Consider the following 25827-nt stretch of genomic DNA (forward strand, 5'->3'; position numbering starts at 1 on the left):
GAGCTCACATCCCTTTCTTATCTTGTAACGTATGTAAGATTTCGTAGCAATTTGCACGAACGGAAATGAAGTCGTCTACGCCAGCTTCACGATATACAGGCTCTAGGTCCTTAGAAGGTGCCCCTGCCAAAATAACCGTTACATTCGGCATAGTTTCTTTCAATTCTTTTGCAAGTGGTGGAACCAATTCAGGATACGTATCATCTGTAGAACAGATAACTACCACATCGGCGCCACTTTCACGAGCCGCTTTAGCCGCATCAGCCGTTGTTTCATGACCATCATTTTTGATGACTTCGAATGCCGCTACTTCAAAGAAGCCTGTGGAGAAGTCCGCACGAGGTTTATGTTGAGGGATTGGGCCCATATTAGCCAAGAATACCTTCACATTGTCTTTCGTACGTTGTTTATACGCTTCCGTGCGCATGCGAAGGGCTTCGAATTGTTCAGTCCAGCGATGTGCTGTAATTGGTTCGATTGTTTCAGAAGCAATATCACCGGCATCTAAAGCCTTACGGATTTGACGGATTGTCAATTTTTGTAATGCACCAAGCTCAATAAGTCCAATCAACGCGCCTGGTTCTGTTGTACTTGCTTCTAGAGTAGCCTGTGCTTTCACAACCGCATCAGCCTCTGCACCTGCCAAGTACTCATCAATTTGAGCAGCACGTTTTTGACGCAATGTTTCTTGATTTTCTGGTTTTGGATCAAGCAATTCTTCCGTCATGTTCGCATACATGTTGTTACCAACTGCAACGTCCTTACGGAATGCAAGGTTCTTGAAGCGTTCTTCGAGGATTGCTTTCACTTGAGCTTGAGGATAGCCTTCTTTCAAGGCTGCAATAATGCCTCCTTTAGACTCGATGGTTTGGAACTCAGCCCAAATTTTTTCACATAGTTCAGCAGCCAATGTTTCCACGTACCAAGAACCGCCTACAGGATCCACAGGTTGACGCAACTCGAATTCAGTTTGCAACATAACTTGGATGTTACGAGCAATACGGCGAGAGAAATCGTCAGCTTTGCGAATTGGTTGGTCAAACGGAGATACTTCAAGGCTGTTCAAACCGCCTACAACGCCAGAGAATGCTTGTGTCGTATTGCGCAACAAATTTACATATGGGTCGTATACAGTTTTTGTGAAAGCAGATGTTCTGCCGTGTACATGAACGGCGCGGTCCGCTTCTTCAGCACCGAAAGCTTCCATAATGCGAGCCCAAAGTACGCGTAAGGCACGTAATTTAGCAATTTCCATAAAGAAGTTAGCACCTAAGGAGAATGTGAACATCAAGCTCTTCGCGATGGTGTGAATGTCGATGTTACGTTGTGCTAATTGACGCACGTAGCACACAGCCGTTGCCAATGCATAGGCAACCTCTTGCACATCGTTAGCGCCGCCATTAGCGTATACATCGCCGGATACAAGCACTGTTTTAAGCTCTGGTGCCTGTTCTTTAGCCCATACAACAGTATGTGCCATTTCATCAAAGGCTGTATCTAAGGAAATGTGCAAAGCACCGTCTTTCGCCATAACGCCGATAGGGTCAGCACCAACGAGACCTTTCAAGTCAGACGTTTGTTTTTTAGCGCCTTTCACTGTAGCCGCTAACATACCAAGCAAGATGGCTGCAGAAGCACCAGTTTCAATGTACAAAGGGTTTTCCTTCAAATTGAAGCGGTCGATTAATTGTTTGCAGTCATCCATGGTGGATACAGATGTACCACCAACGCCAACAGATGCGCCTACTTGCACGTCTTGATCATGACGTGTTGCTTCATCGAGGCGGATATTGTGAATAGTGCCACCTTTTACAATCTCGTATAAACTTGCATGATTAGCATCTTTAGGCAAAGAGTCATCTACATATTGGGATACACCCCAAGAGTCTTTAATATAACCACTTGCCTTAGTGCCACGTAAGAACTCACCTGCCCCAGGGTATACGCCCTTTGGAATTGCTTCTGCATGCAATGCAGGTGTGTAAATCGGCTGCAACGTAATACCTTCATAGGTTTTCGTGAACATCTTCTTGTGGAAGTCGCCACCCTTTAACGCCTTTTCAACCTCTGCCTGCCATTGTTCATACGTAGGTTTCTCAAATTCATCAAAGGATACAGGAGCTAATAGATCGCGTTCAGCATCCTTTGAAGTCTTTTTGTCAGACATATATGTGCCTCCTTTTCAACTCGAAACCATACCGAGAAACAGCGCACCGTACCTACAATTGTTATGCTTATACACCACCAAAGCTTTCCTATCTATGGATCACATCAACCTCAAATCTGTGTCCATCAGTTTACTAACAATAAAGCCTGATGTATATGCTCAACAGTCACTTTCAAGGGCAACAAAAAACGTGCCACCCAAAAGTGACACGTAAGGTTCCTTGTTGAAAAGTATGCCAAAAAACACTGAAACCAGCATACCTCAATCCCCTTCCTATCGCTCGTAGGTACATAACGGTGATTATCAAATAGGCAGTTCTCCTGGCTCGGGCTCATCGCCTTGCTTTCGCCTTCCCAGATTGCTCCAGTGACATTTTTGAAAGCAGGCTCGTCCTTACAGTGGCGGGACCGCATCGGCTTGTACCGATTTCTCTATTAAGTCTTGCGACACCTATTCTCTATATTCGTTGTTCTAAGTCCAATATAGTGTAAGATTATGCACAAAGTCAATGAACATAACAGTTAATCATAAGTATCAAATTTTAGGTTATAACTAATGCATATTTAAAATGATAAAAACTCATCACTTTCAAATACACGTATTCATCGCTATCAAATATACGTATTCATTGTCTGCAAATCGAGTTATAAATCGAGTACAAATCATCATAAAATCTAAGCCCACGCACAAATGCAAACACAATGCGTGATATAATGAATACAATCACAAGGAGGCATTATGGAGCATACAAGTAAAAAAGGTCTAATGACAGCCCTTAGTTGCTATATCATCTGGGGCTTACTCCCTCTCTATTGGGCATTATTAAACCATGTTTCACCATATAATATACTGGCGCAGCGCATTATCTGGTCAGGCATTTGCATGGCCATCGTTGTATTTGGCTTACATTTTAAACAGTTCAAAAAGGACTTTCAATTACTAAAAGAACAGCGCTCACAACTATTACTACTGTTGCTAGCATCAGTCATCATCAGCGTAAATTGGTTTACCTACATTTGGGCCATCGCCAACAACCAAATTATGGACACGAGCCTTGGCTATTACATCAACCCACTCTTTAATGTAGTGTTAGGTGTCATCCTATTTAAAGAGGTTCTATCTGTACCGAAAAAACTAAGCGTCCTCATCGCTACCATCGGCATCGTCTTGCTCACCTATCAAGTGGGATCCTTGCCGTTAGTGTCGATGATCCTCGCCATTTCCTTCGGTCTCTATGGGGTCGTAAAAAAGAAACTGCTCATCTCGCCCTTTACAAGCATCGCCTTTGAGGCTTGGCTATTAACACCACTAGCCTTACTCTATACGACCATGGTCGATAATACAGTGTGGTCCTATTTCGGAACAGATTGGTATACATCCATGCTACTCATAGCATGCGGTCTGACTACATCGGTTCCATTGGTGCTATTCTCCTATGGCGCCCAACTGTTGCCGCTCAACCTACTAGGCTTCCTACAATATGTATCCCCTACTATTGCCTTGTTGCTAGCTATTTTCTACTTTGGTGAAAGCTTTGGCACACCACAAATGATCGCCTTTGGTTGTATCTGGATAGCCTTAGTATTGTTCTCATTATCAAATCAAATTACAACGCGCATTAGCCTAAAAAAGTAAGTAATATACTAACAATATAATAATCAACTAAAAAAGCTGTATCAAATGATATCCTCATTCGATACAGCTTTCTTTTTATATCTTATATATGCCTATTAATTTATCACACTATTCTTCTAGCTTGCTTATTGATCCAATTCATTCATATTGGTTGTATTCATATTTGAAATATAACGGTTATAGGCCTCAACCATATGTTTATAATCGTTATCTTGTTTGGATCCCATATAGGTACGGATCGCACCAATCGTAGAATTTACAGAGGTCTTAACAGGGTCATACTTAGGGCTAGAAATACCATTCGCTAAATCACCAATAGCTTGTAGCTCTTGATTGATCGCATTTACATCTGGTTCTTTTTCACTATCTAGCTTTTCTAGGACTGCAGTAAGTCGCAAAGAAACCTCTTGTGCAGCGGCTGCATTTTTCTTACCTGCATCACGCAATTGTTGCAACCGTTGTTGCAATCGGTCCGTGTTAATCTTATGCATCAAATTATCAAAGTCAGCATAAATAGGAATAAATTGTTCGTATAACTGAACATATTTAGGGCCTAATTGTTGCTCCTTAGCATAGTTATCTGTAGTATACCCTTTAGATTTATAGTATGCATCAAGTTCTTCCGCAACCGGTGTAATTTCGTTTAATTTTGAAAGTAGCTTATCTAAAGGCTCCTTCATTTCATCATACGGAATACCTGCTTGCTTAGCCTCTTCTAATTCTTTTTGTAGCTGTTTAAAGTTCGGCGCATTAAATACAGTTAAATGCTGCCCCGCTTTTAACTCATTAATAGTTGGCCTATTCGCATAATCAAACATTACAGCCATACGATTAAATCGGCTTATTGCTTTTACATATTGATTAAATAACTGTACCTGATTCTGCTCAGACCGCTGCGCAATTTCCTTGCGACTCTGTTCAGTGCCCTGCCATAATTCTGACATACTACAACCGCTCAACAATAAGGGGGATGTCAATGTAGCCGCACACAACACAGCCATTGCAATCCGTTTACCCAATGGTTTCATGATGAATTCTCTCCTTTCATCAATATACAACCCTATTTATATACTTTAATTATATACCAATATGATTTATATAAATAGAATTAATGCGTATAAATCATATATCTATTTTGTCAAGTGACTAATAGAGTCAGGGGTGACCAATGGTCACCCCTGTTTTCCTTTATATACGGTTAGACTATAAATAAGAATATATAACTCCTAACAATTGTTTTATACGTATACACGTGTTACCATAAAAGGAGAGCATATGAAGGATAAAGATCTATTAAAACTGCTACTCAAAAACGGCTGGAAGGATGTACGGAACGCGGCAGTCATCATCGCTTGAAAAAAGATAATCGAGTTGAAGTAATTGCCGTACACGGAAAAGATGTACCTATCGGCTTATTAAATGCAATTTTAAAACGTACAGAACTAAAATGAGGAGGATCTATGAAATTTATATACCCTGCTATAATCCATGATGATGCTGATGGTTTCTGGGCTGAGTTTCCAGACTTAGAATATACTAGCAGTACTGGCTCAACGCTAACAGAGCTCGTAACTAATGCCCAAGAGGCAATGGAACTATATATTTTAGGTGCCTTAGAGGATGGAGAAAGCTTACCTACACCTACATCTATTCGCAACTTACCTTGTACGGATACAACGTATCCTACATTAGTGCAAACAGATATTGATTTAGCTAAAAATAGTAAATCCGTAAAGAAAACCTTAACAATTCCTGCATGGCTAAATGATCGAGCGCTAGCTAAAGGAATTAATTTTTCTCAACTTTTACAAGAAGTATTAGTAGAGAAAACAATGTAAATGTAAATGTACATCATCAATTACTCAGCAAAATTAGGACTACTGTCCACGCAATAACTGCTAAGGTGAGTAATATGATACAAAGCATCCACAGAATTGTTACGAAATAGAGCAATAATTTTAGTACATATAGCACATCAAACCATATGCTATGGCGATCTTCTAATCGCGCCATAAATTCGGAGAGATGGCGCACCAAAAATGGAACTTTCACATTAGGATTTAGCTTCTTCCAATACAGCATAATATACGGTGTTACAAAACATCCTACAAATACTAAGTATGTAAGGAATAGAGGTGTTTCTATATTATGTTGGGACATAAACCCTGACCAGTCTACGACCATTAGACCACCAAGATATAGAAAAACAAACCAATATATAAATCCTATCGCCTTTATAATAAGGCGAATCATCTGTTTCACATCCATGCCTATAATCCTACTAATGTTTTAAATCGCGCATTATTGTGAAAGCGTTCAAAATGGTCTTGTTCAGCAGCTACGGCTTTCACAGATGGATCAATTGTAATCGCTTTTTCAAGCCAATCAAGGGCCTTCGTATCATCCCCTTGGTCTGCATAAATAGTAGCAATGCCATACACAGACCAAGTGTTACTAGGGTCCTTTTCTAATACCTTTTCAAACCATTGTTTAGACTCATTTAATTGGCCTTGTAATTTGTACACCATAGCCATGTTGTAGTAGTTCGCTACATTATTAGGATCTAGGTCATATGATTTTTTAGTATCTGTTAAGCCCTTAGCTGTATCACCATTTAACGCCGTAGCGAAGCCACGGATGGAGTACGCCTCAGCATTATTAGGATTATCCTTAATAGAAGCTGATGATTCCTCAATAGCTTTAGCATAATCGCCAGAGGATAAAGCCTGCTTAGCTGCCATTACATGAGCATCTTGATTTTGACCTTGATCTGTCTTAGCTTGTTCGTTAGCTGTTGTTGTAGGTTTAGAGTCTTGCTGGGTCTTAGTGTCTGTGCCACAACCTAATAGGCTAAGCAAACAAAGACATAATAAAATATATTTCATACCATACCTCTATATTATCTATATAATACAACCACATTATGTCGTATATATTCATTATTTAATATGATGACAACATGTAGTAGTAACTTATAATTTATTTAATACCATTACAATTATACCAAAACTATATACAAAAAAGGACGAGCCGCAACTCGTCCTTTTTCGTTATATGGTAGGTAATGTTATAAATCTTATTGTTTTGCTTTAGAGCAACGGTCTAATAGGAATGCAACGCCTACGAATGGGATGCCACCGCTTTCACCAAGACCAATTTCACATGTGGAACTGGAGCTTACGCCTAGTGTTGCGCCGTATTCAGCAATTTCACCAGCAAGGTCTTTTGTAGCCGCTTTGTTAAGTTCTGGTGTGAAGAAACCTTTTTGACCAGCAAAGCCGTCGCATGCGAAGGATTTAATGTTGAATACATGGTCTGTACATAGACGAGCCAAGTCTTCGATGTATTGGGATTTACCCAAAGATTTAATCTTACATTGTTTATGTACGATTACGCGTTCATCGCATTTTTCAATGTCGAGATGAGGTACTACGTATTTGCACAAGAATTCAGAAATATCGTTGATTTCTAAGTCTGGCATGTGTTTGAACGCATGGTTGAAGCATGCACTATGGTCAATCACAATTGGATATTTACCATTTTGAGATGCTTTCATCAATGCATCGTGCAAGTCCTTAACAGCACGTTCGTGAACGTCATCGTAGTTTTCAAAGCTCAAGCCGCAGCAGAGGTTTTCAATATGTTGAGGATAGATAATATCGATATGAGCCTTGTTGCAGAGGCTTTCCACAACTTGTTGTAAGCTACGATCATCGTCATAACCTTGGTTAGGTTTGAATGCGCGGTTCGCACAAGTACTGAAGTATACAACCTTTTCAAAGTTAGTAGGTTTAATGCGGTTTTTCAATTTATAGCGATTAGCCTTAGGAGTTGTTTTAGGTACATATGGTGTAACACCTGTTACGCCATGTAAGCCTTCAGTAATCTTAGAAATCGCTTTTTGTGTAATGATAGAACCAGCAATACCTTCAAGACTTACACCAGCACGACACATTTGAAGTGTTGTGGAGAAGTTATCGTAGATTTTCTTAGCCAATTCTGGTGCAGGTGGATCGATGCGGCGCATGGACAATGCGATTTGAGCAGTATCGATGCTAAGTGGGCAAAGACCTTTACACATAGAGCAAGCAGCACAAGTATCTACGCCGAAGTATTCGTAACCTTTTCTAAGTTCAGATGCCAATGTGAAGTTACCTTCGTTTTCAAGGCGTTTAGTTTCGCGCAACAATGCGATACGTTGACGTGGAGTCAATGTTAAGTTACGGCTTGGACAATGTTTTTCACAAAAACCACATTCCATACAGATTGTGAAAGCATCATCGATAACGCATTGAGCTTTAAGGTTTTTCTTGTACACATCTGGGTCATCAGTAATCATAACATCAGGGTTCAAGATGCGTTCAGGGTCAAAGATGGCTTTGATACGACGGTTGATTTCGTACGCTTTTTTGCCCCATTCCATTTCAACGAATGGTGCTACCATGCGGCCTGTACCATGTTCGGCTTTCAAAGAACCACCGAAACCAGATACACGTTCAGACATTTCTTTTACCAAGTCGCCAAAGTTTTTAGTATCTTTAGGGTCGCTGAAGTCAGGTGTAATGTTAAAGTGAACGTTACCAGACAAAGCATGACCGAAGATTACACCACCGTCTACGAAATCGTATTTATGGAACAATTCCGTAATCATTTCGATGCCCTTAGTGAAGTCTTCAATTTGGAAGCATACATCCTCTGTAATAACAGTAGTACCTTTTCTACGTTGACCACCAACGATTGGCAAGATACCTTTACGGATAGCCCACCAGGAATCGTATTCCTTAGGATCTTGAGAGTAAAGACTTGGGATAGCTGTTGGGATGTCTTTCAATTTATCTTTAATAAAAGCTAGATTTTCATCTACAGTTTCTTTGGAATAGCTTTCAGTTTGGAACAAGATAGCACTTGTACCTTCTGGCACTTCACGAACGAAGTCAGGTACATTATCTAGAGATTGAACGGCTTTCAAGGATTGATAGTCCATCATTTCTGCAGCTACAACCTTTTCACGGCCCATATTAGCTAACGCTACAACCGCCAAGGATGCATCGTTCAATGTTTTGAAGAACATGAGGCCGCAGCCTTTATAAGGCACGTCTTCAACGGTGTTGTACACGATTTCAGATACGAAGCCCAATGTACCTTCAGAACCGATGAACAAGTGGTTGATGATGTCGATGATATCTTCGAAATCAACAAGAGAGTTCAAGCCATAGCCTGTAGTATTTTTGATTTTGTATTTGTGATGAATCAAATGAGTCAATTCTTCGTCGGCTAAAATTTCTTTGCGCAATTGCAAGATTTCTTCTACCATTTGAGGTTTTTCACGAAGGAATTGTTCAATGGATTTTTTATCGGATGTATCAAGAACAGTACCATCTAGTAATACAACGCGGATGGAACGGATTGTTTTATAGGAGTTTTGAGCCGTACCACAGCACATACCAGAGGAGTTATTGTTCAAAATACCGCCTACTAATGCTGTTGCAAGAGTAGCTGGATCTGGACCGATTTTGCGGTTGTATGGTTTCAACAAATCGTTGGCATCAGAACCGATAACACCACATTCGCATTTTAAAGCCTTGCCATCGTCGATAACTTCCATTTTTTTGAAGCCATCATTACATACGATGAGCACGTCTTCACTGGAGCATTGACCAGACAAAGAAGAACCAGCCGCACGGAATGTAAATGGTGTACCACATTGTTGGCACAAACGAATAAGGCGTCGTACTTCACGTTCATCCTCAGCCTTTACAACAACCTTTGGTAAATAGCTATAACAGGACGCATCAACACCATATGCATAACGACGTAAATGGTCAGTATAGACACGATCTTTGCAAATCTCTTTTGCCTCCTTGGCAAAACGTTCATAATCTCTAGTAAGCGTACTCACTTATATTTCCTCCTATCCTCTCTTAAGGAATATATCTTATAATGTCTTATATTTAGTATACGCCGTTCTCATTCTCACTACTATAATTATGCATAAATTATATGTCTCCTAACAATTCTCGATATGCACAGCTTTTTTATTTCTTTAGTTGAAAGTGCATCTCAATAGCATTATCATATACTCATCTTTTCATATGTTATATTAAAACTATTTTATTTACTAAGCATATTCATAACGCCATAACAAATGAGTGCTAAACATCCCATAAAACATGAGTTACACTGCATATAATTCTATAGGAAATAGTTTACAAAAATTATGCATAAATTCGGTATAATTTATTTGTTTTAGTTTTCTCGTTCTCATTTATATTTAACTATGACTTTTACTCATACCTTTTTAATTACCTATCTAATATGCCTATTCATAGTTTCTTTACATATAAAAAGCCCTCTAGTGATAACTCTTACGAGCAACCACTAGAGGGCTTATATTATCCAAGAATACCAGATTTCAAAATAAGGCGTACTGCCAACGCAAAGACTGCCACACTCATGAGGGCAAGGATAGATTTTGCTTTCAAACGTTTAGCAATGCGCGCCCCTGCTTGGGCACCAAAGATAGCACCAATACTAGTAGGGATAGCAATACTAAATACAATATGATTTTCAATTAAATGTGTTATAACACCTATCGTTGTAGATACAGCCAAGATAGATTGGCTCGTAGCTGTAGCCATATGGGTTGGGAAACCCATGAGATAAATCAAGGCAGGCACATGGATGAGGCCACCGCCGATACCAAAGATACTGGAGATAAAACCTACAAAGAAGCTAATGCTAATACCGATAGGCTTGCTATATGTTAGCTGATCAAGGGTAAGGCTTTCTTCCTTCCGCTCCCCTTTGCGGAAATTCTTAAACCCAATCAAACCAGAAGCACAGAGCATAAAGCACCCAAAGGCAAACATAAAGCCTTTACCAGAGAACCAACCAGACATTTGAGCACCTAAGATAGCACCTGGTAAAGTTGCTAAACTAAATACAATAGCTGCGCTGATGAGTACCTTTTTCTGTTTAATATAGGCAATGGATCCAGAAATGGCATTACACATAACAGAAAATAGCGATGTCCCTACAATCATAGATGGAGACCACTCAGGGAACCAGTACATAAAGAGAGGTACAAATACAAGGCCCCCTCCGGCACCAATGATGGTGCCAAGCATAGCGGCTAAAAAGCCAACTATAGTAAAGAAGATATAAAATACTATAATATTATCCAACATAATGGGGCCTCCCTTTACTTAGATTGGAAAAAGCTCTTTGCTATATCTGATTCGATTGGAAAAATTCTTTCGCTGCTTTTAATCGTCCTCGTTCACAAGAGACTTGTAGTTCGTCACCTGGTTCAAGTTTTACATCCCCTAACGGCACAATGTATGTTCCATTGCGACGAATACTTACGATGAGTGTCCCATCTGGCAAGGCCAAGTCTTGTAATTGTACATCTGTATAATTCGCTACTACAGGTACCTTCGTTTGGAAGAAGGTTTGTACAGATTCTAAATTGTTTTGACCACTCATAGCTTGTAATAAGGAATCGTAAATAGGTGGTTCTTTTAATAGTTCTGCCACAAGGTAGGCCACCAGTGTAACAATGCCGATGGCGTAAATATTGGAGAAACTATTCGTCATTTCAAGAACGAGCAAAATCGCCAAAATTGGAGTCCGCATAGCCGCCGCTAACATACCACCCATGGCGCAAATAACGAATTGCGGTACAAAATCAGGCGCGATGATACCCACTGATGAAAGCAAGCTTTCACAAAAGGCGCCTGCCGAAGCCCCTATAACGAGCATAGGCAAGAATATACCGCCTTGCGCACCACTGCCATAGCAGAAGGTAGTAAGCAAAATCTTACCTAATACGATGCCCCCCAAGAGCAAGACACCATGAGATTGAAAGGCTAGCTGCCCCACAAGATCATTGCCACCGCCCAAGAGAAGTTGCGAGTCATAGCCGATAACGGCCACAGTCACAAAGGTAAGGGCTAATTTCAAGAACCGAGAGCATTTAAGCCATTCAAAGAACTTCTTAAATGCAAAGATCATGCGACAGAAGAACACCCCACAGAGACCCATGATAACGCCAACCATAAGAAGGACTGGGAAGTACTCAAGAGGTACACCGGAGGTCACCGAAAATCCAAGGGCCGGTTCGAGGCCGAAGATACTAACCGTAATATAGTTAGAAATTAAGGTAGCCACGAAAGTAGGCACAACGAGGTACGGATAGAAGCTTTTATGGACCTCTTCAAAGACGAACATAGCCCCCGATACGGGTGCACTAAATGCAGCCGTTAAGCCTGCCCCTGCCCCAGCAGAGGTCAAGATGCGCTGCTCACGCAGCCCTGAATTCATCCAATAGGACACAATCTTGCCGGCAGAGCCACCAATTTGTACGGCTGGACCTTCACGACCTACAGAGAAGCCGGCAAAACCAGTCAACACGCCACCAATCATCTTGGAAGCTAGCGTCCGATACGGCTTCATATCAAAGAGCCCTAGCATTTCCCCTTCGATTTGAGGAATACCAGAACCACCAGACAATGGAGCCCATGCAAGCAATCGATCTACGATAAAGGCAAAGATGACCATCATCACAAGCCAGCCTATGGCCCATTCTAGGGTAATGCCATCCATCAAATGCCAGCGAATATGCTCAGATTCAAGGATTAGATAACGATATGTAGCACCACAAAAGCCTGCAATCACGCCCACAAGAGCGCCCTTCGCAATGAGCTCCGTCAACAACATACGATTCATGGACATATCTGCTAAGGTAGAACTTCGCTTATTAAATTTCCATAGCTTCATAACATTCCTCCTTAGCACTGACCAAATCTGGCTTATTATCTAGTAACATACATACAACCAAACTATGTATTCATATCCTTAGTATACTTATGTAAACCACCATTTTCAAGAAAGGATTACGTATCAAACAGCTATCTCACTAAATGCGAAATTAAAATTTCGAGTCATAAGACATTCCATAGGACTTCAAACGCAAAGCTAGCCACCTCTAAAACGAGATGGCTAGTTTTGTTAAGCAAGTGTGTAAATGTATTTTCTTTACATATTCGGAGGCATCTGAAATATGTAAAGATTCTAAAGATGTAAAGTTCTTAGGGCTAGAGCTAGGCATCATTTAGACTATTAGATTATTTAGACTAGCAAAATATTTAGACTAGTCTAAATATTGATACCACATTATAGTATTAAATCCTATACATCATGAAACACTATATACTAGCAAATCCTAAAATTCCTTAGAATATGGATTCATAGATACCAATGATTTCTTCCATAGATGCATCCCGTGGATTACCAGGTGTACATGCATCGTTGAACGCAGATTCAGCGAGGAATGGAATATCTTCTCGTTTTACGCCCGCTTCGCTAAGGGATTTAGGAATGCCTACATCGTCAGCTAGTTTTTGGATCACATCGATAGCTGCTTGACGATATGTTTCTTGATCCATGCTGTCTACATCAGGAACCCCCATAACGCGAGCGATTTCACGATATTTTTCGCCTGTTGCTGGGGCATTGAATTTCAAGACTGCTGTTAAAAGCATAGCACACGCTTTACCATGAGGGATATCGTACACAGCGCTCAATGGATGTGCCATGGAGTGAACGATACCGAGGCCTACGTTGGAGAAGCCCATACCTGCAATGTATTGACCTAAGGACATGGCTTCACGGCCTGCGAAATCACCAGCTACGGCGCTACGCAAAGAACGACCAATGATTTCAATGGCTTTCAAATGAAGCATATCAGTGAGTTCCCATGCACCTTTGGTGATATATCCTTCCACAGCATGAACGAGGGCATCCATGCCGGTAGATGCGCAAAGACCAGTTGGCATCGATGCGGACATATCAGGGTCTACAATGGCTACGATTGGGATATCATGAGGATCAACGCAAACGAATTTACGATTCTTTTCAACGTCTGTAATAACGTAGTTAATCGTAACCTCTGCAGCCGTACCAGATGTAGTAGACACAGCGATAATCGGCAAGCATGGATGTTTCGTAGGTGCCAATCCTTCAAGGCTACGTACATCGCCGAACTCAGGATTTGTAATAATCGTAGCAATAGCCTTACTTGTATCGATAGCACTGCCACCACCTACAGCAACGATAGCTTCAGCACCTGCCGCCTTACAAGCAGCCACACCAGATGTTACGTTTTCAATGGTTGGATTTGGCTTAATATTGTCATATACATCGTAAGCAATACCTGCCGCATCAAGTAGGTCTGTTACCTTTGTAGCCACCTTAAACTCAAATAGATCAGGTGTAGACGTAACAAGAACCTTTTTAAAATGGCGATTCTTAATTTCGTTCACAATCTCCTGAATCGCCCCTTGCCCAAAATAGGACGTACCGTTCAACATAATTCTCCGAGCCATATACATTCACTCCTAACGAATAAAAAATAAACCGATAGAGAATAACTATACTAAGTAATTCTCTATCGGTTTATTAAAATCCTTGAAGCTGTGTTATGTATACACTATATAATTATTGTAATATTTCGTTTTCTCATCAAGCGTAATAGGGAATCTAAAGACTTAAACGGCTTAGACATAAGTCCCTCCTACAAACAAAAAAGCTCGCCGACCCTTGAGTCGACGAGCGTTGTACGTTGCCCGTAAGCTTCGCACAGTTTCTCTGTGTAATAACTATAACAAAGTTCTCCCTTGAGTGTCAACTCAGATGCGATTTCAATGAATAGTACTTCCACTTTCTATATTCGTTATATGGTTAATTAATTCCTGCAACAAAAACAAATAGTCTAAGAAATTTTAGTTATCTTCATAAGCAAAATCCGTTTCACAGATTCATCGAGTCGTTCTTTAGAGATTCGGCCGTCTTTTACGGCTTTCATAAGGCCATTGTACGCTTCTTGCATGTGTTCGTACTCGTGGCATACGAGCAAGATATCGCTGCCAGCCAAGATAGATTGAACCGCCATATCGCCAAAGGTGTAGTGTTTTGCAAGAGCGCCCATATCCATATCATCCGTTACGACAACGCCGTTATAGCCCATATCCTTGCGCAACCAGTCTGTAATGATAGCTTTAGATAGACTAGATGGATGGTCTGGATCGATTTGAGGATACATCGCATGAGACACCATAATTGCATATGTATTCGGTTTAGACTGTTTAATAAGGTCTACAAATACCTTCGTATCTTCATTCAGCAATGTTTCCTTAGATACTGGCACAACACTGGTATCAGCATGTAAATCCACGTCTGTTTTACCAATACCCGGGAAATGTTTGTAAGAATACCACAAGCCCGCTTCATCATAAGCCTTGCCTACTGCACTGGCATAGCGTACGACCTCATCAGGATTCGTACTAAAGGAACGACCATAGGTCAAGCCCAAGTCCGCTACAGGAGCAAAGTTAATATTGAATCCCAAGTCTTTAAGTTCCGTACCAGACTGTTTGGCCAAGGATACTGCTTTCTCAATAGGTTCCTTACCTAACTCTTCTGCAGGAGGAACCTTGATGAGCTGATCCTCCATGCGCGCCACGGCACCACCCTCTTGGTCGATACCGATGAATAATGGCGTTAAACCGGCGCTTTTACCAGTTTTATTAATATCCGCAATGAGCGATTTCACTTGATCCTTGGACTCCATATTGCGATCAAATAAGATAATGCCGCCCACGCGGTACTCATTGAGCATAAACTTAGCATCATCGTTCAATGTCTTGCCATGAATACCAATCATCAACAATTGGCCCACCTTGTCTGCATCAGACATATTAGCTACTAATTTATCCACCTTTTCCTCTGGTGAAAGCTCGCTCTGAGCCACAGATTCATAGGTCACAGGCTCCGCCTTAGAAGTAAATGGATTATGTAAACCGCAACCCGTTGTAAGCGCCAACGCGCCAATCATCGTAGCTGCTACGATACGTCGAAACATATATACCTCCAAAATCTCTAAAAAGTATTATGTATAGTATATCAAATAATAAAGACAACCCCAAAACGCCAATACATCTCGTGAATCGATAGCGTAAAAAAGACTATTACTCAAAACCTACGAATACATACCGTATTGATTCCAAGTAATAGTCTTTATATGAGTTAAGAGTAAATTTACGCTTAACTTTTGCTTAGTCTTAAATTTTGCTTAGTTTTAAATTTTACCTTGCTCTTTCATTTCTGCTAAGAGCTTTACGATGCGAGGGCCACAGCCTTTACCACCGCAAGCGCCTGTGCCAGCACGAGTTGCTTCTTTTACCTCAGGAAATGTATGAGCACCATTCAAAATGGCTTCTTTAATCGTTTTACGTGTAATGCTACGGCATGTACACACCTTTGTAAGCTTGTCCAGAATCGCCTCTGGCACTTGATTTTCTTCAAAATCCATATGTATTCCTCTTCTATTCACTTGAATATCTATATACTATATCAATTTAATGTATCAATTTAATGTATCGATTTAGTGTATTGATTTACATATCGATATAGTAGATCAATTTACTCTATCCATAGTATCTAATAATACACTGTAACATTAATATATCGAAAATTTACGATTTCTATACACAGTATATCATATATTAAGAACTATATCGATAGTTTTTAATATAAATATAACCATAATTTTGTTCATACTTATAACACAAAAAAGCCTCTACCATAGATTTATCACCTATACGGTAGAGGCTTTCACCAAATATATTTATAAAATCGTCCCAATGATTGCAAAGTAAATTTTGAAAATTGTTTGTTGCAATGGACGGATTACCATAGAAATAATCGGTGTATTAATAAGGATGATAAAGAAAATCAAGTTAATCATCCCTAATTGGTAATATTTAATTTGCCATTCTGTCGGTAGCCACGGCAAAATGATATTAAAACCAGGTAATGGTGGGAATGGAATTAAGCAGAAAATGGAAAGGCCGATGCTATACAAAATAATGTATTGCATAACCATTGGTAAACCCGGAGACTGCATAAGATTCAAATTACCCAAAAGTACGTATATGAAAGTAAATACGAACCCTGTAATCAGGCCTGCTATAGGACCTGCAAAAGCAAGTAGACTCATATCACGGCGTGGGTCTTTAAAGTAAGATGGATTAATAGCCATCCCTTTAGGCCAGCCAAATCCAACTAGAATGATACAGATAGTACCTATTAAATCAAGGTGTGCCAAAGGAGATAATGTGAGGCGCCCCGCCATCCGAGGTGTTGGATCGCCAAACCAGGTAGCTACTTTGGCCTCTGCATATCCAAAGACAGAAAAAACGATGATAATAGCAGGAATACTAGCTAATATCTGTATCGGATTTAAATCAAACATAAAACTCCTTTATATGTTACCTAACATGTTTATGAACTATATATCATATATAGATTACATAACACGTTGATGTATTACATAAATTTTTATTGTTTAGCTTCCCATGCGGTGTAGCCATCTTGAATGCAACGAAGGGCATTCAATGTACGAGGATAACCGATGTACGGCACGCATTGGGATGCGATGTTAATCAAATATTGTTTACTGTTGCCTACGTTCAAATTGCCTTCTACGTGAGCCTTAAGCTGAGGTTCACAGCCACCTTGAGCCGCTAAGAAACAGAAGGTAATCATTTCGCGATGAGCCACACTCAAGCCTTTACGCGTGTAGTAGTCACCGAACATATTAGCAAGCCATTTCTTGATATGACGTGTCTCTTCAGGGCCTTCTTGGTAAGAATTACGGATAGACTCACCAAAGATTTCAACTTGCTTTTCAACGCCCTTTTCAAGGCGAGACTCACTAGTGATTGTGCTGCGAGATGGATCTACAACAGTTTCCCCACGATAGTCAAAAATCTTATTTGTGACCTTAAAGAATGGACGCACACGACCGATGCCAAGATATGGCACAGCTTGATAAAGGAGCTCTATTACTTCATCGGGAATCAAGCCAAAGTTAAGTGCTGCTGGTAGCATCAACGCATATTCATCGACGGCAGATACACCCACTAATGTAGCAAGGATAGCCAAGAAACGATCCTTGGCAGGCACATTGCGACCCTCTTCGGTAATAACTTCGTCAAAGGCAAAATTATCAAACAATACTTCAAACTCAGGGTCGATATAACCTGCAGGGGCTGCAATATCAGGGAACATGCGCTCCGTATAGGCTTGAGCAAATTCAGATTTAGACATAGGAAACCTCCATAAACAACACTGGTGAAAGCCCAAAGGAGCTTTCACCAGCAATAGTTATGTAATTATTACGGCTTGCGCCATCAAATTATAAAGCTGGGAAAGAGAAATCAGTGCCGTATACTTCTTTCCAAGCAGCCAAGAACATGTTGTATTCATTAGAACCAGGAGTGATTTGGTACGCTTGACCATCTGGAGAGAAACGATATACAGTATGCAAGCTTGGGTGAACAATGTATTTGAACAATGTAGCTTCACCATATTGGTTGTTATGCATATTCACTACATTAATGCCGAATACATAGTTACGGCTACTATCAATACCACTGAATTGGGATGCTTTATCAAAGAAGTATGTTTCAGAACCATTTGCACTGTTTGGAACCTCTGGATAGTTAGCTAAACCATTCCAGTTTGCTGCGTTAGCAACACCACCAACTAATAATGTACCGGCTAATACAAATGCGCCTAATAAATTTTTATTCATAATGCTCTCCTTTTGCCTGAACGGCATCTCACGAACAGGTCATATCTCACATGACCTCAGTACAATACGTTATATGTATAGTATATCACATTTTATGAAAATATTAGATATATTAAATTACAGAATGTATGCATATGAGATCTTACTAAAGTACACTACATTAGCGCTTAAGCTTCTCTGCTGTTCTAGCATTAGCGTTATCGATTGCGTCTAACAATTTGTTAAGCAACATGCGCAATTGACGCGTTTCTTCTACGTCGAAAATCGGACCTGCAGATTCAGACAAGCGGCGCGGTATATGAACTGCTTCGTCACGTAATGCTTTACCAGTATCAGTAAGGGTTACCATAACGACACGTTCATCTTGACGACTACGCTTACGCTTTAAGAATGCTTTAGCTTCTAATTTCTTTAAAAGTGGTGTTAATGTACCAGAATCAAGGCGCAATACTTGACCTAGTTCTTTAACGGACAAATCACCATATTGCCACAATGCCATCATTACGATGTATTGAGTATATGTCAAATTTAACGGATCTAAGTGACTGCGATATGCATTAACAATTTCCTTCGCCACTACATAAAGTGGGAAGCTCAATTGGTTGTCTAATTTCATGTACTCTGCATCAGGTACATCTTCTTTATGTTTGTAACCTTCCAGTACGCCAATTTCTGCCATATTCTACCTCCATATGCACACAATAATCTACAAATTAATTGTACACAATTCTACAGCAAGCAGTCAACGTAAAAAACCTACTTTGTACATAAATTTTTAAATTTGTCAATTAATTAATATATTTTTTCTTTTTTATTAAGAAAATGAGTGCATCTATAGAATTTATGGGCAGAAATCACACCATAAAGCTGTGAAACTATTAATAAATTTTTTTGATATTAGAATTCAATACCACATCCCGCCATGTGCTGCATCTTCTGCAGCTCTTTCTAAATCTCATTCTAAATTTCTTTCTAGATCTATGTCCTGTAGTATAATAAAAGAAACTCTATATAAAACTGATTGATAATAGGAGGACTATATGAAAACCTTAGAATGTATTAAAACTCGCCATAGTACGCGTAAGTTTAAAGCGGGTCAATTATCTCGAGAACTTATCGATCAAGTCCTCGATGCTGGCCGCCGTGCTCCATCTGGCGGTAATACACAATTGACACATTTCATGGTCATTACGAACCAAGATGTACTCAAAGAGTTAGTAACACTCGTTCAAGAGGAATACGGCAAAATGCCGATTACAGAAAATACATTACCTTACATGGTGAATATCATCAAAATGTCCGCAGAAGGCAAGTTTGTATTTAACTATGGCGCGCCTGTACTTATCGTATTGGCTAGCAAACCAAGTTATGCCAACAACTTTGCTGACGTGTCATGTGCAATGCAAAACATGATGCTTGCTTGCAACGAGCTCGACCTTGGCAGCTGCTGGGTTAACCAAATCCGCCATCTTCAAGACAACGAACGCATCCAAGCTAAAATGCGTGAGCTAGGCCTTGGAGAAGACGAAAAAGTCTACGCTAGCTTGGCTATCGGCTATCCAGACTTACCAAACGGCCTTAACCGCCGTGAAATCGAGCCAAAAGGCTACAAAGTGACATATGTAGATTAATGTAACATCAAGAGCTTCGCATATACACAATAAAGCAAAATAAAAGCGCTATCAATTCCACTACTCATACAGAGTTGTTATCAGAATTGATAGCGCTATTTTATTGATTATATTACGTTTTAGCTCATGACATCTTAGCAATCAGATCAGTGGATGAATTTTAATTACTCTTCAAATACGCGTTTACGAGCGGCTTTTACAAGAACGATATCTGCTGCTTCTACAGCAATATCACTGCCTACACCGCCCATGGCGATGCCTACATCAGATTTCTTAAGGGCTGGCGCATCGTTCATATATCTTGATAATCAAATGGATTTTTATATAGAAGATATTTTAATGTTCTACAACCTATGCGCCAGCCCCATAATGGTGCGTTAAAATAACTATTTATCATAATTAAAAATAAAATATAGTCGACTTTTAGTCATACATGGTATGATTACAATGACATTTTGTAGAAAGGATGTGTGATGATGTCAATCTTCTCTCCAGCTCCTCATATTGAACGATTACCAGAGGGGCAAATCGATTCCACCTACAAACGTCTTCGCAAAGAAGTCTTTGCAGGTACTTTTATTGGTTATGCTACATTCTATTTGATTCGCCAAAACTTTAGTTTAGCTGTTCCGTACATGATTGCTGAGTACGGCTACACTAAAGCGGATCTTGGTGTTGTCATGACCCTCTTATCCGTAGCGTACGGTGTAAGTAAATTTGTCATGGGTAATGCGTCTGACCGCTCTAACCCAAAATACTTCTCCACAGTAGGTCTATTGCTCAGTGCTTTAGTTATGTTATTATTCGGCACCTTACCTGGTGTTTTAAGCAGTATTCCTATCATGTGCGTGCTCGCCTTCTTAAATGGTTGGTTCCAAGGTATGGGCTATCCTCCATATGCGAAAAATATGGTAACTTGGTTCTCCCGTTCTGAACGCGGTGCTTGGTGGTCTTGGTGGAACGTATCCCACAATCTTGGTGGCGGTATCATCGCACCTCTTGCTACGTTAGGTATCTACCTATTTGGTACATGGCATAGTATTTTCTTCTTCCCTGCTCTTATTTCTATCGTGTTAGCTGTGGTTACATTCTTCTTATTGAAAGATACACCTCAATCCTGTGGCTTACCACCTATCGAAGAATACAAACACGAACCAGTGGCAACTGAAGTAAGTGATGAAAACAAAACTACTTTCAAAGAAATCTTCTACAAATATATTTTGCATAACAAATACTTATGGTATCTTGCAATTGCGAATATCTTTGTATACTTCATCCGTTATGGCGTAGTAAGCTGGGCTCCTACTTATTTGACAGCTGTAAAAGGCTTTTCAAAAGAAGGTTCTCGTTGGGCTTACTTCTTATACGAATGGGCTGGTATTCCAGGCATGCTTGTAAGCGGCTACTTGAGTGACCGTGTATTCCGCGGCCGCCGTGCTCCAGCTACAATCTGCTTCATGCTATTCGTTATCTTGGCAATCCTTGTTTACTGGTTCAACCCAGCAGGCAATATCCTTATCGATAACTTAGCACTTATCGCTATCGGCTTCCTCATCTACGGTCCTGTTATGATGATCGGCCTACAAGCAGCAGACATGGTACCACGTGTAGCAACAGGTGGCGCTACTGGTCTTACAGGCCTTCTTGGTTACCTCATCGGTTCCGCTGGTGCTGGTGCCTTCATGGGTCTCATGGTTGACCTTTATGGTTGGGATGGCGGCTTCGTAGCACTCGTTGGTGCATGTATCCTCGCTATCGTATTCCTACTTCTCACACTTGGTGATAAATCCCAAGCAAAAGAACAGTAATCTACAACTAACAGTTGTTTGAACACAAAAATCCCCTAGTAACACATCGTTACTAGGGGATTTTATTATGTCTAAAACTATATACTTCACTACATTCTATGCTACGCACAAAGAACCATTTAAAACTTTCAAATTATACACGAGACCAAGTCGCGCCAAACCGTGCAATGCAACAGCCGTAACAGGATCAATGAAGCCAAATACACCAGCACCGATAATGGCAATGTGGAATACAATGGACACGATGAGTAGGCCTAAATGGGACTGCTTTGCTCCTTTTGAAAGCTCTGATACGGGAGATGCATCATCCACAAGAGAGCCCATCATGAGCGCCACTAAGATAAGCTCCAAGGAACACGGGCATAGTACCAATAACAAGGTTACGGTATGTATGAAATCCTGTGTCAATGCAAAGGAACCCATAGATAATAGCAATACAGCCACAACAATAACAGATGAATAATTGTTAATGCCCTGACGCATAGCAACGAGTTGAGATGGCATGGCAGGAAGCATATCATCATCTAAGGTATAATGTGACTCGCCTGTGATAAGCTGTTCCAAGAAAAAGCCAGCCTGTACGATGAGGCCCACATAGGCCGCCGTATGATAATCGCCAATGGAAATGAGCGCTACCATGGCCACAACAATAAGGAAATTAGCATGGATCTCTAAATGCTTCAAAATACTTTGAACGCTATTAATGAGCAGCGGCAAACCACAAACGAGAACCGTCACCCAAGCCAAGTCAATAACAGGATTGAATGACTCTGTGATGGCATCTAATAGAATAAATAAAACACCTAGCGCCAAAATAGCACCTTGCGTGAACAACGACACCTGCGCCGATAAAGACTGTAAAAATTTCATATAGACCTCTATACACTAGAACCGGCCTTACTTACTCCGGAAATAAAACAAAAACAACACAATATTAATTCAGAACTCTCTATACCTAAATTAATTCAAAACCCTATGAACCTAAATTATTTGATAAATCTATGTACCCATAGGGGTATATCTACAATGTAACCATTATACAAAATATGCGAATTATATACAAATCATTTTTTTCGATAAATGATAAAGAACTACAATTTCTTTATGTAGTACCAAAAGAATAAATTTATAAAAATGACTTCTCCTTTAAGAGCTTTAGTTGAAAACTCTTATTTCTTTATTAGACATAGAAAGAACAGATTCCTAAAAACGACTTAGCTCACTATGGAGGCCTTCCAATAGGCCTAAGTTGAAGATCCTAATTTCATATAAAAAGAAAAGCACCTATCTCTAAAAATGACATTCCCTTAAGAGCTTTAGTTGAAAGCTCTTATTTCTTTATTAGACGTAGAAAGAACAGGTCCCTAAAAACGACTTAGCTCGCTATGGAGGCTTTTAGGGACCTGTTCTTTCGGTTAACTAATATGAAATTAGAGCTTCAACGCCTCAATCCATTCTGCTTCTTTAAAGCCAACGAGCACTTTGTCTTCAAGAACCAAGATAGGACGTTTTACAAGCATACCATTGGATGCTAGTAAAGCTAGTTTTTCTTCTTCACTAAGGTTTGGCAATTTATCCTTCAATTGTTGTTCACGATAAATCATACCAGATGTATTGAAGAATGCTTTTAAGTCTTTACCAGATTGTGGGTACCATGCAGCAATTTCTTCAGCTGTAGGGTTTTCAGACTTGATGTCACGATCTGTGTATTTAATATTATGATCATCTAAGAATTTCTTTGCTTTTTTGCATGTTGTGCATTTAGGATATTCAACGAATAACATAGCGTCTCCTTATAGTAATACATAATGTTATAACGATTTATTTATAAAATAAGTGTACCAAATATATCGAAAATTATCAATATCTCATTGACAATCCACAGGTTCTAATCCATTACAATGATCAATAGAGCTTAATACTTCCTCCATCCCTGCACTATGCTTTGCGGTACGTAAATCAACATCCATCTGCAACCGCAAGAAATATCCTTCAGAAACACCAAAGTATTTAGCTAAACGTAGAGAGGTATCTGCTGAAATAGCTCGCGTCCCATTCAAGATTTCCTGAATACGTGAAACAGGTACATGTATATCTTTAGCTAATCGATAAGCAGATAGTCCTAATGGCTCCATAAACTCTTCTTTCAATATTTCACTAATGGTAGGTGTTAGAATAAACTTGTCCATATATATCCCCTCTCTATTAATGATAATCTATAATTTCTACATCATAAAAACTATTAGTATCTTTCACTTTAAAACATAACCTATACTGGCTATTAATCCGTAAACTATACTGGCCAAAACGATTGCCTTGCAATAACTCTAATCGGTTACCAGGTGGCCATCTTAAATCCTGTATCGATTCAGCATTATCTAATAATATTAGCTTACGAAGAGCTAATCTTTGTATAAACGGTGAAAAGCGTTTAGAAAAACTCTGATGGTAAACCTTTTCTGTTTCCTTATCTTTAAATCCGATAATCATAGAACCTCTCCTTTGATTATACCTGTTTTACAGGTATAACTCAATAATATATACCTGTATTTCAGGTATATTGTGGAATAACTTTATTCTATAAATGATTTCGGTAAAAGATTTCTCTAAAACAGTACTCAAATCCTACTGTTCTTCTGACTCTATTGGTCACCTATTTTGGAATGTATCTACTTCTAGTCATCACTTGAAGATCAGCAAATATTAGTACTAACTTTTATAATGGCTACAAATATAAAAAGACCTATATTCTCTAGACTCTCATGTGCAAAGTACAGCAGTGAAAGGTTAGAGAATATAGGTCTCTTATAAAATCTATATATTATTTTTCTTAGTATTCATAATACGATTTACATTAGAGCAAGAATGTAAGCCCCATAGCTACAAAGATGGCTGGTAATAGGTTCGCAATACGGATTTTACCAGGCCAGATGAGGTCAATACCAACGCAGAAGATCAGAATAGAGCCCACGTAGGATAGGTTATCGATGGCACTCGGTGTCATCAACGGTGCTGCGATGTGTGCCATAGCGGTAATAATCCATTGAGTAATCCCTACAGGAATAAAGGAGAACAACGCGCCCTTCCCCATAGAGGATACCATAACCATAACGATGATACCGTCGAGGATACCTTTTAATAAGAGCGTTTGGTAATTACCCGTTAAGCCGTCTTGAATAGAACCGAGTACGCCCATGGCTCCCACTGTAAACGTAAGGGATGCCGTAATAAAGGCGTGCGTAAACTGCGGATCACCAGTGTTACCAGTTTTGGCTTTTACCCAGTCACCAAATACCGTGATCCAACGATTAAGGTCGATGAGCTCACCAATTACGGCGCCTGCCACCATGCTAATGATCATCAGCATAGGCCCCGTCGTTTGTATCGTTCCGTTCACGATGACTAGCATATACTGCATAGCACCGCTCATCCCGAGGAGGAGAACAATAATACCGCTCACCATCATGAGCGTCTGTTTCAAATTTTCTTTCATAAACCGGCCGAATGCGAGACCGCACAAGCTACCGGCTATGATAAGGCCAATGTTAATGGCCGTGCCCAAACCAATCATATATTTCCCTTTCTAAATTGTGAAAGTAATAGCTTATTTCATCATCAGTATACCAACTATATCGAAATAAATCAATTTATCGTGGTATACAACCAATCTATGCCATATGGCCCTAGATAAAAACATATAGCAAAAAGCCCCTATCCCGTATGATATGTACCCCCTTTACTGGACAACCAGTAAAGGGGGTATTTTCATGAGATATAGTTATGAATTTAAAAGAAAAGCAATTGAATTATTCTATCAAGGTGAATGGCCCGAGACACCTGACGGTGTAAGGACAGATACATTTCATAAACAAATAAGGGACTGGGTTAAATTAGAACAACGTCATGGTTCGGACATTAATAAATGTCAAG

24 protein-coding genes and 1 riboswitch are annotated in these 25827 nt (G+C 39.9%); of the genes, 5 read left to right on the forward strand and 19 right to left on the reverse strand.

Annotated elements, in window-relative coordinates:
• Positions 1-4: 4 nt before the first annotated feature.
• Entirely contained in the window at positions 5-2167 is a 2163-nt protein-coding gene (locus LKD20_RS06795; protein ID WP_227721260.1) for a methylmalonyl-CoA mutase family protein, read from the reverse strand.
• A gap of 293 nt (positions 2168-2460) precedes the next feature.
• A riboswitch (cobalamin riboswitch) is annotated at positions 2461-2636 on the reverse strand.
• A gap of 269 nt (positions 2637-2905) precedes the next feature.
• Here LKD20_RS06795 and rarD point away from each other — a divergent pair.
• The gene (gene rarD, locus LKD20_RS06800; protein ID WP_227721261.1) at positions 2906-3802 is read left to right on the forward strand and encodes an EamA family transporter RarD; all 897 of its coding nucleotides are present in this window, start codon (positions 2906-2908) and stop codon (positions 3800-3802) included.
• Positions 3803-3927: 125 nt separating this feature from the next.
• On the opposite strand, the gene LKD20_RS06805 is transcribed toward rarD, so the two are convergent.
• On the reverse strand, positions 3928-4830 hold the full coding sequence (locus tag LKD20_RS06805; RefSeq protein ID WP_227721262.1) for a DUF3829 domain-containing protein: 903 nt from the start codon (positions 4828-4830) through the stop codon (positions 3928-3930).
• 324 nt (positions 4831-5154) lie between these two features.
• Between LKD20_RS06805 and LKD20_RS06810 the strand changes: the two genes are divergently transcribed.
• Positions 5155-5253, forward strand: coding sequence for a hypothetical protein (locus tag LKD20_RS06810; protein ID WP_255621316.1), 99 nt, complete (start codon positions 5155-5157; stop codon positions 5251-5253).
• A gap of 9 nt (positions 5254-5262) precedes the next feature.
• Positions 5263-5640 (forward strand): type II toxin-antitoxin system HicB family antitoxin, encoded by a 378-nt coding sequence (locus LKD20_RS06815; RefSeq protein ID WP_227721263.1) that lies wholly within the window; start codon positions 5263-5265, stop codon positions 5638-5640.
• Positions 5641-6072: 432 nt separating this feature from the next.
• On the opposite strand, the gene LKD20_RS06820 is transcribed toward LKD20_RS06815, so the two are convergent.
• The 11 genes from LKD20_RS06820 to LKD20_RS06870 form a co-directional block, all read right to left on the reverse strand.
• On the reverse strand, positions 6073-6687 hold the full coding sequence (locus LKD20_RS06820; protein ID WP_227721264.1) for a tetratricopeptide repeat protein: 615 nt from the start codon (positions 6685-6687) through the stop codon (positions 6073-6075).
• A gap of 191 nt (positions 6688-6878) precedes the next feature.
• Positions 6879-9701, reverse strand: coding sequence for an FAD-binding and (Fe-S)-binding domain-containing protein (locus tag LKD20_RS06825; RefSeq protein ID WP_227721265.1), 2823 nt, complete (start codon positions 9699-9701; stop codon positions 6879-6881).
• 493 nt (positions 9702-10194) lie between these two features.
• Positions 10195-10989: a sulfite exporter TauE/SafE family protein gene (locus LKD20_RS06830; protein ID WP_227721266.1), complete on the reverse strand. Its 795-nt coding sequence runs from the start codon at positions 10987-10989 to the stop codon at positions 10195-10197.
• Between the two features lie 40 nt (positions 10990-11029).
• Positions 11030-12580, reverse strand: a complete 1551-nt coding sequence (locus LKD20_RS06835) for a ClC family H(+)/Cl(-) exchange transporter (protein WP_105093742.1) — start codon at positions 12578-12580, stop codon at positions 11030-11032.
• 455 nt (positions 12581-13035) lie between these two features.
• On the reverse strand, positions 13036-14187 hold the full coding sequence (gene fucO, locus LKD20_RS06840) for a lactaldehyde reductase (protein ID WP_227721267.1): 1152 nt from the start codon (positions 14185-14187) through the stop codon (positions 13036-13038).
• Positions 14188-14573: 386 nt separating this feature from the next.
• Positions 14574-15722 (reverse strand): glycoside hydrolase family 3 N-terminal domain-containing protein, encoded by a 1149-nt coding sequence (locus tag LKD20_RS06845; protein ID WP_105093744.1) that lies wholly within the window; start codon positions 15720-15722, stop codon positions 14574-14576.
• Between the two features lie 216 nt (positions 15723-15938).
• The gene (locus LKD20_RS06850; RefSeq protein WP_024047871.1) at positions 15939-16172 is read right to left on the reverse strand and encodes a (2Fe-2S)-binding protein; all 234 of its coding nucleotides are present in this window, start codon (positions 16170-16172) and stop codon (positions 15939-15941) included.
• A 315-nt stretch (positions 16173-16487) separates the two neighbouring features.
• Positions 16488-17114: a site-2 protease family protein gene (locus LKD20_RS06855; RefSeq protein ID WP_024047872.1), complete on the reverse strand. Its 627-nt coding sequence runs from the start codon at positions 17112-17114 to the stop codon at positions 16488-16490.
• Positions 17115-17200: 86 nt separating this feature from the next.
• Positions 17201-17971 (reverse strand): carboxymuconolactone decarboxylase family protein, encoded by a 771-nt coding sequence (locus tag LKD20_RS06860; RefSeq protein WP_105089941.1) that lies wholly within the window; start codon positions 17969-17971, stop codon positions 17201-17203.
• A gap of 88 nt (positions 17972-18059) precedes the next feature.
• Entirely contained in the window at positions 18060-18458 is a 399-nt protein-coding gene (locus tag LKD20_RS06865) for a hypothetical protein (protein ID WP_105089942.1), read from the reverse strand.
• 160 nt (positions 18459-18618) lie between these two features.
• The gene (locus LKD20_RS06870) at positions 18619-19137 is read right to left on the reverse strand and encodes a MarR family winged helix-turn-helix transcriptional regulator (protein WP_227721268.1); all 519 of its coding nucleotides are present in this window, start codon (positions 19135-19137) and stop codon (positions 18619-18621) included.
• A 361-nt stretch (positions 19138-19498) separates the two neighbouring features.
• Between LKD20_RS06870 and LKD20_RS06875 the strand changes: the two genes are divergently transcribed.
• On the forward strand, positions 19499-20089 hold the full coding sequence (locus LKD20_RS06875) for a nitroreductase (RefSeq protein WP_227721269.1): 591 nt from the start codon (positions 19499-19501) through the stop codon (positions 20087-20089).
• A 164-nt stretch (positions 20090-20253) separates the two neighbouring features.
• On the opposite strand, the gene LKD20_RS09580 is transcribed toward LKD20_RS06875, so the two are convergent.
• Positions 20254-20385 (reverse strand): hypothetical protein, encoded by a 132-nt coding sequence (locus LKD20_RS09580; protein ID WP_005384964.1) that lies wholly within the window; start codon positions 20383-20385, stop codon positions 20254-20256.
• Between the two features lie 180 nt (positions 20386-20565).
• Here LKD20_RS09580 and pgtP point away from each other — a divergent pair, with 180 nt between their 5' ends.
• Positions 20566-21897: a phosphoglycerate transporter protein PgtP gene (gene pgtP / locus LKD20_RS06880; RefSeq protein WP_349226965.1), complete on the forward strand. Its 1332-nt coding sequence runs from the start codon at positions 20566-20568 to the stop codon at positions 21895-21897.
• A 96-nt stretch (positions 21898-21993) separates the two neighbouring features.
• Here the strand turns inward: pgtP and LKD20_RS06885 are convergent, their stop codons facing one another.
• The 5 genes from LKD20_RS06885 to LKD20_RS06905 all read right to left on the reverse strand — a co-directional run bounded on the left by LKD20_RS06885 (position 21994) and on the right by LKD20_RS06905 (position 25468).
• Positions 21994-22767: a hypothetical protein gene (locus LKD20_RS06885; protein WP_227721271.1), complete on the reverse strand. Its 774-nt coding sequence runs from the start codon at positions 22765-22767 to the stop codon at positions 21994-21996.
• A 560-nt stretch (positions 22768-23327) separates the two neighbouring features.
• Complete coding sequence (locus tag LKD20_RS06890) at positions 23328-23681, reverse strand: Spx/MgsR family RNA polymerase-binding regulatory protein (protein WP_005384960.1); 354 nt, start codon at positions 23679-23681, stop codon at positions 23328-23330.
• Positions 23682-23765: 84 nt separating this feature from the next.
• Entirely contained in the window at positions 23766-24086 is a 321-nt protein-coding gene (locus LKD20_RS06895) for a HigA family addiction module antitoxin (protein WP_227721272.1), read from the reverse strand.
• 16 nt (positions 24087-24102) lie between these two features.
• Complete coding sequence (locus LKD20_RS06900) at positions 24103-24387, reverse strand: type II toxin-antitoxin system RelE/ParE family toxin (protein ID WP_227721273.1); 285 nt, start codon at positions 24385-24387, stop codon at positions 24103-24105.
• Between the two features lie 364 nt (positions 24388-24751).
• Complete coding sequence (locus LKD20_RS06905; protein WP_005384954.1) at positions 24752-25468, reverse strand: DUF554 domain-containing protein; 717 nt, start codon at positions 25466-25468, stop codon at positions 24752-24754.
• Positions 25469-25827: the final 359 nt, after the last annotated feature.

Source organism: Veillonella fallax, assembly GCF_020687175.1.
GTDB classification, from domain to species: domain Bacteria; phylum Bacillota; class Negativicutes; order Veillonellales; family Veillonellaceae; genus Veillonella; species Veillonella fallax.

Bases quoted from the DNA above. Each gene is read 5' to 3' on its own strand.
- LKD20_RS06795 (WP_227721260.1), bottom strand. From the start codon at position 2,167: ATGTCTGACAAAAAGACTTCAAAGGATGCTGAACGCGATCTATTAGCT.
- rarD (WP_227721261.1), top strand. From the start codon at position 2,906: ATGGAGCATACAAGTAAAAAAGGTCTAATGACAGCCCTTAGTTGCTAT.
- LKD20_RS06805 (WP_227721262.1), bottom strand. From the start codon at position 4,830: ATGAAACCATTGGGTAAACGGATTGCAATGGCTGTGTTGTGTGCGGCT.
- LKD20_RS06815 (WP_227721263.1), top strand. From the start codon at position 5,263: ATGAAATTTATATACCCTGCTATAATCCATGATGATGCTGATGGTTTC.
- LKD20_RS06820 (WP_227721264.1), bottom strand. From the start codon at position 6,687: ATGAAATATATTTTATTATGTCTTTGTTTGCTTAGCCTATTAGGTTGT.
- LKD20_RS06830 (WP_227721266.1), bottom strand. From the start codon at position 10,989: ATGTTGGATAATATTATAGTATTTTATATCTTCTTTACTATAGTTGGC.
- LKD20_RS06835 (WP_105093742.1), bottom strand. From the start codon at position 12,580: ATGAAGCTATGGAAATTTAATAAGCGAAGTTCTACCTTAGCAGATATG.
- fucO (WP_227721267.1), bottom strand. From the start codon at position 14,187: ATGGCTCGGAGAATTATGTTGAACGGTACGTCCTATTTTGGGCAAGGG.
- LKD20_RS06845 (WP_105093744.1), bottom strand. From the start codon at position 15,722: ATGTTTCGACGTATCGTAGCAGCTACGATGATTGGCGCGTTGGCGCTT.
- LKD20_RS06850 (WP_024047871.1), bottom strand. From the start codon at position 16,172: ATGGATTTTGAAGAAAATCAAGTGCCAGAGGCGATTCTGGACAAGCTT.
- LKD20_RS06855 (WP_024047872.1), bottom strand. From the start codon at position 17,114: ATGTTTGATTTAAATCCGATACAGATATTAGCTAGTATTCCTGCTATT.
- LKD20_RS06860 (WP_105089941.1), bottom strand. From the start codon at position 17,971: ATGTCTAAATCTGAATTTGCTCAAGCCTATACGGAGCGCATGTTCCCT.
- LKD20_RS06865 (WP_105089942.1), bottom strand. From the start codon at position 18,458: ATGAATAAAAATTTATTAGGCGCATTTGTATTAGCCGGTACATTATTA.
- LKD20_RS06870 (WP_227721268.1), bottom strand. From the start codon at position 19,137: ATGGCAGAAATTGGCGTACTGGAAGGTTACAAACATAAAGAAGATGTA.
- LKD20_RS06875 (WP_227721269.1), top strand. From the start codon at position 19,499: ATGAAAACCTTAGAATGTATTAAAACTCGCCATAGTACGCGTAAGTTT.
- LKD20_RS09580 (WP_005384964.1), bottom strand. From the start codon at position 20,385: ATGAACGATGCGCCAGCCCTTAAGAAATCTGATGTAGGCATCGCCATG.
- pgtP (WP_349226965.1), top strand. From the start codon at position 20,566: ATGTCAATCTTCTCTCCAGCTCCTCATATTGAACGATTACCAGAGGGG.
- LKD20_RS06885 (WP_227721271.1), bottom strand. From the start codon at position 22,767: ATGAAATTTTTACAGTCTTTATCGGCGCAGGTGTCGTTGTTCACGCAA.
- LKD20_RS06890 (WP_005384960.1), bottom strand. From the start codon at position 23,681: ATGTTATTCGTTGAATATCCTAAATGCACAACATGCAAAAAAGCAAAG.
- LKD20_RS06895 (WP_227721272.1), bottom strand. From the start codon at position 24,086: ATGGACAAGTTTATTCTAACACCTACCATTAGTGAAATATTGAAAGAA.
- LKD20_RS06900 (WP_227721273.1), bottom strand. From the start codon at position 24,387: ATGATTATCGGATTTAAAGATAAGGAAACAGAAAAGGTTTACCATCAG.
- LKD20_RS06905 (WP_005384954.1), bottom strand. From the start codon at position 25,468: ATGATTGGTTTGGGCACGGCCATTAACATTGGCCTTATCATAGCCGGT.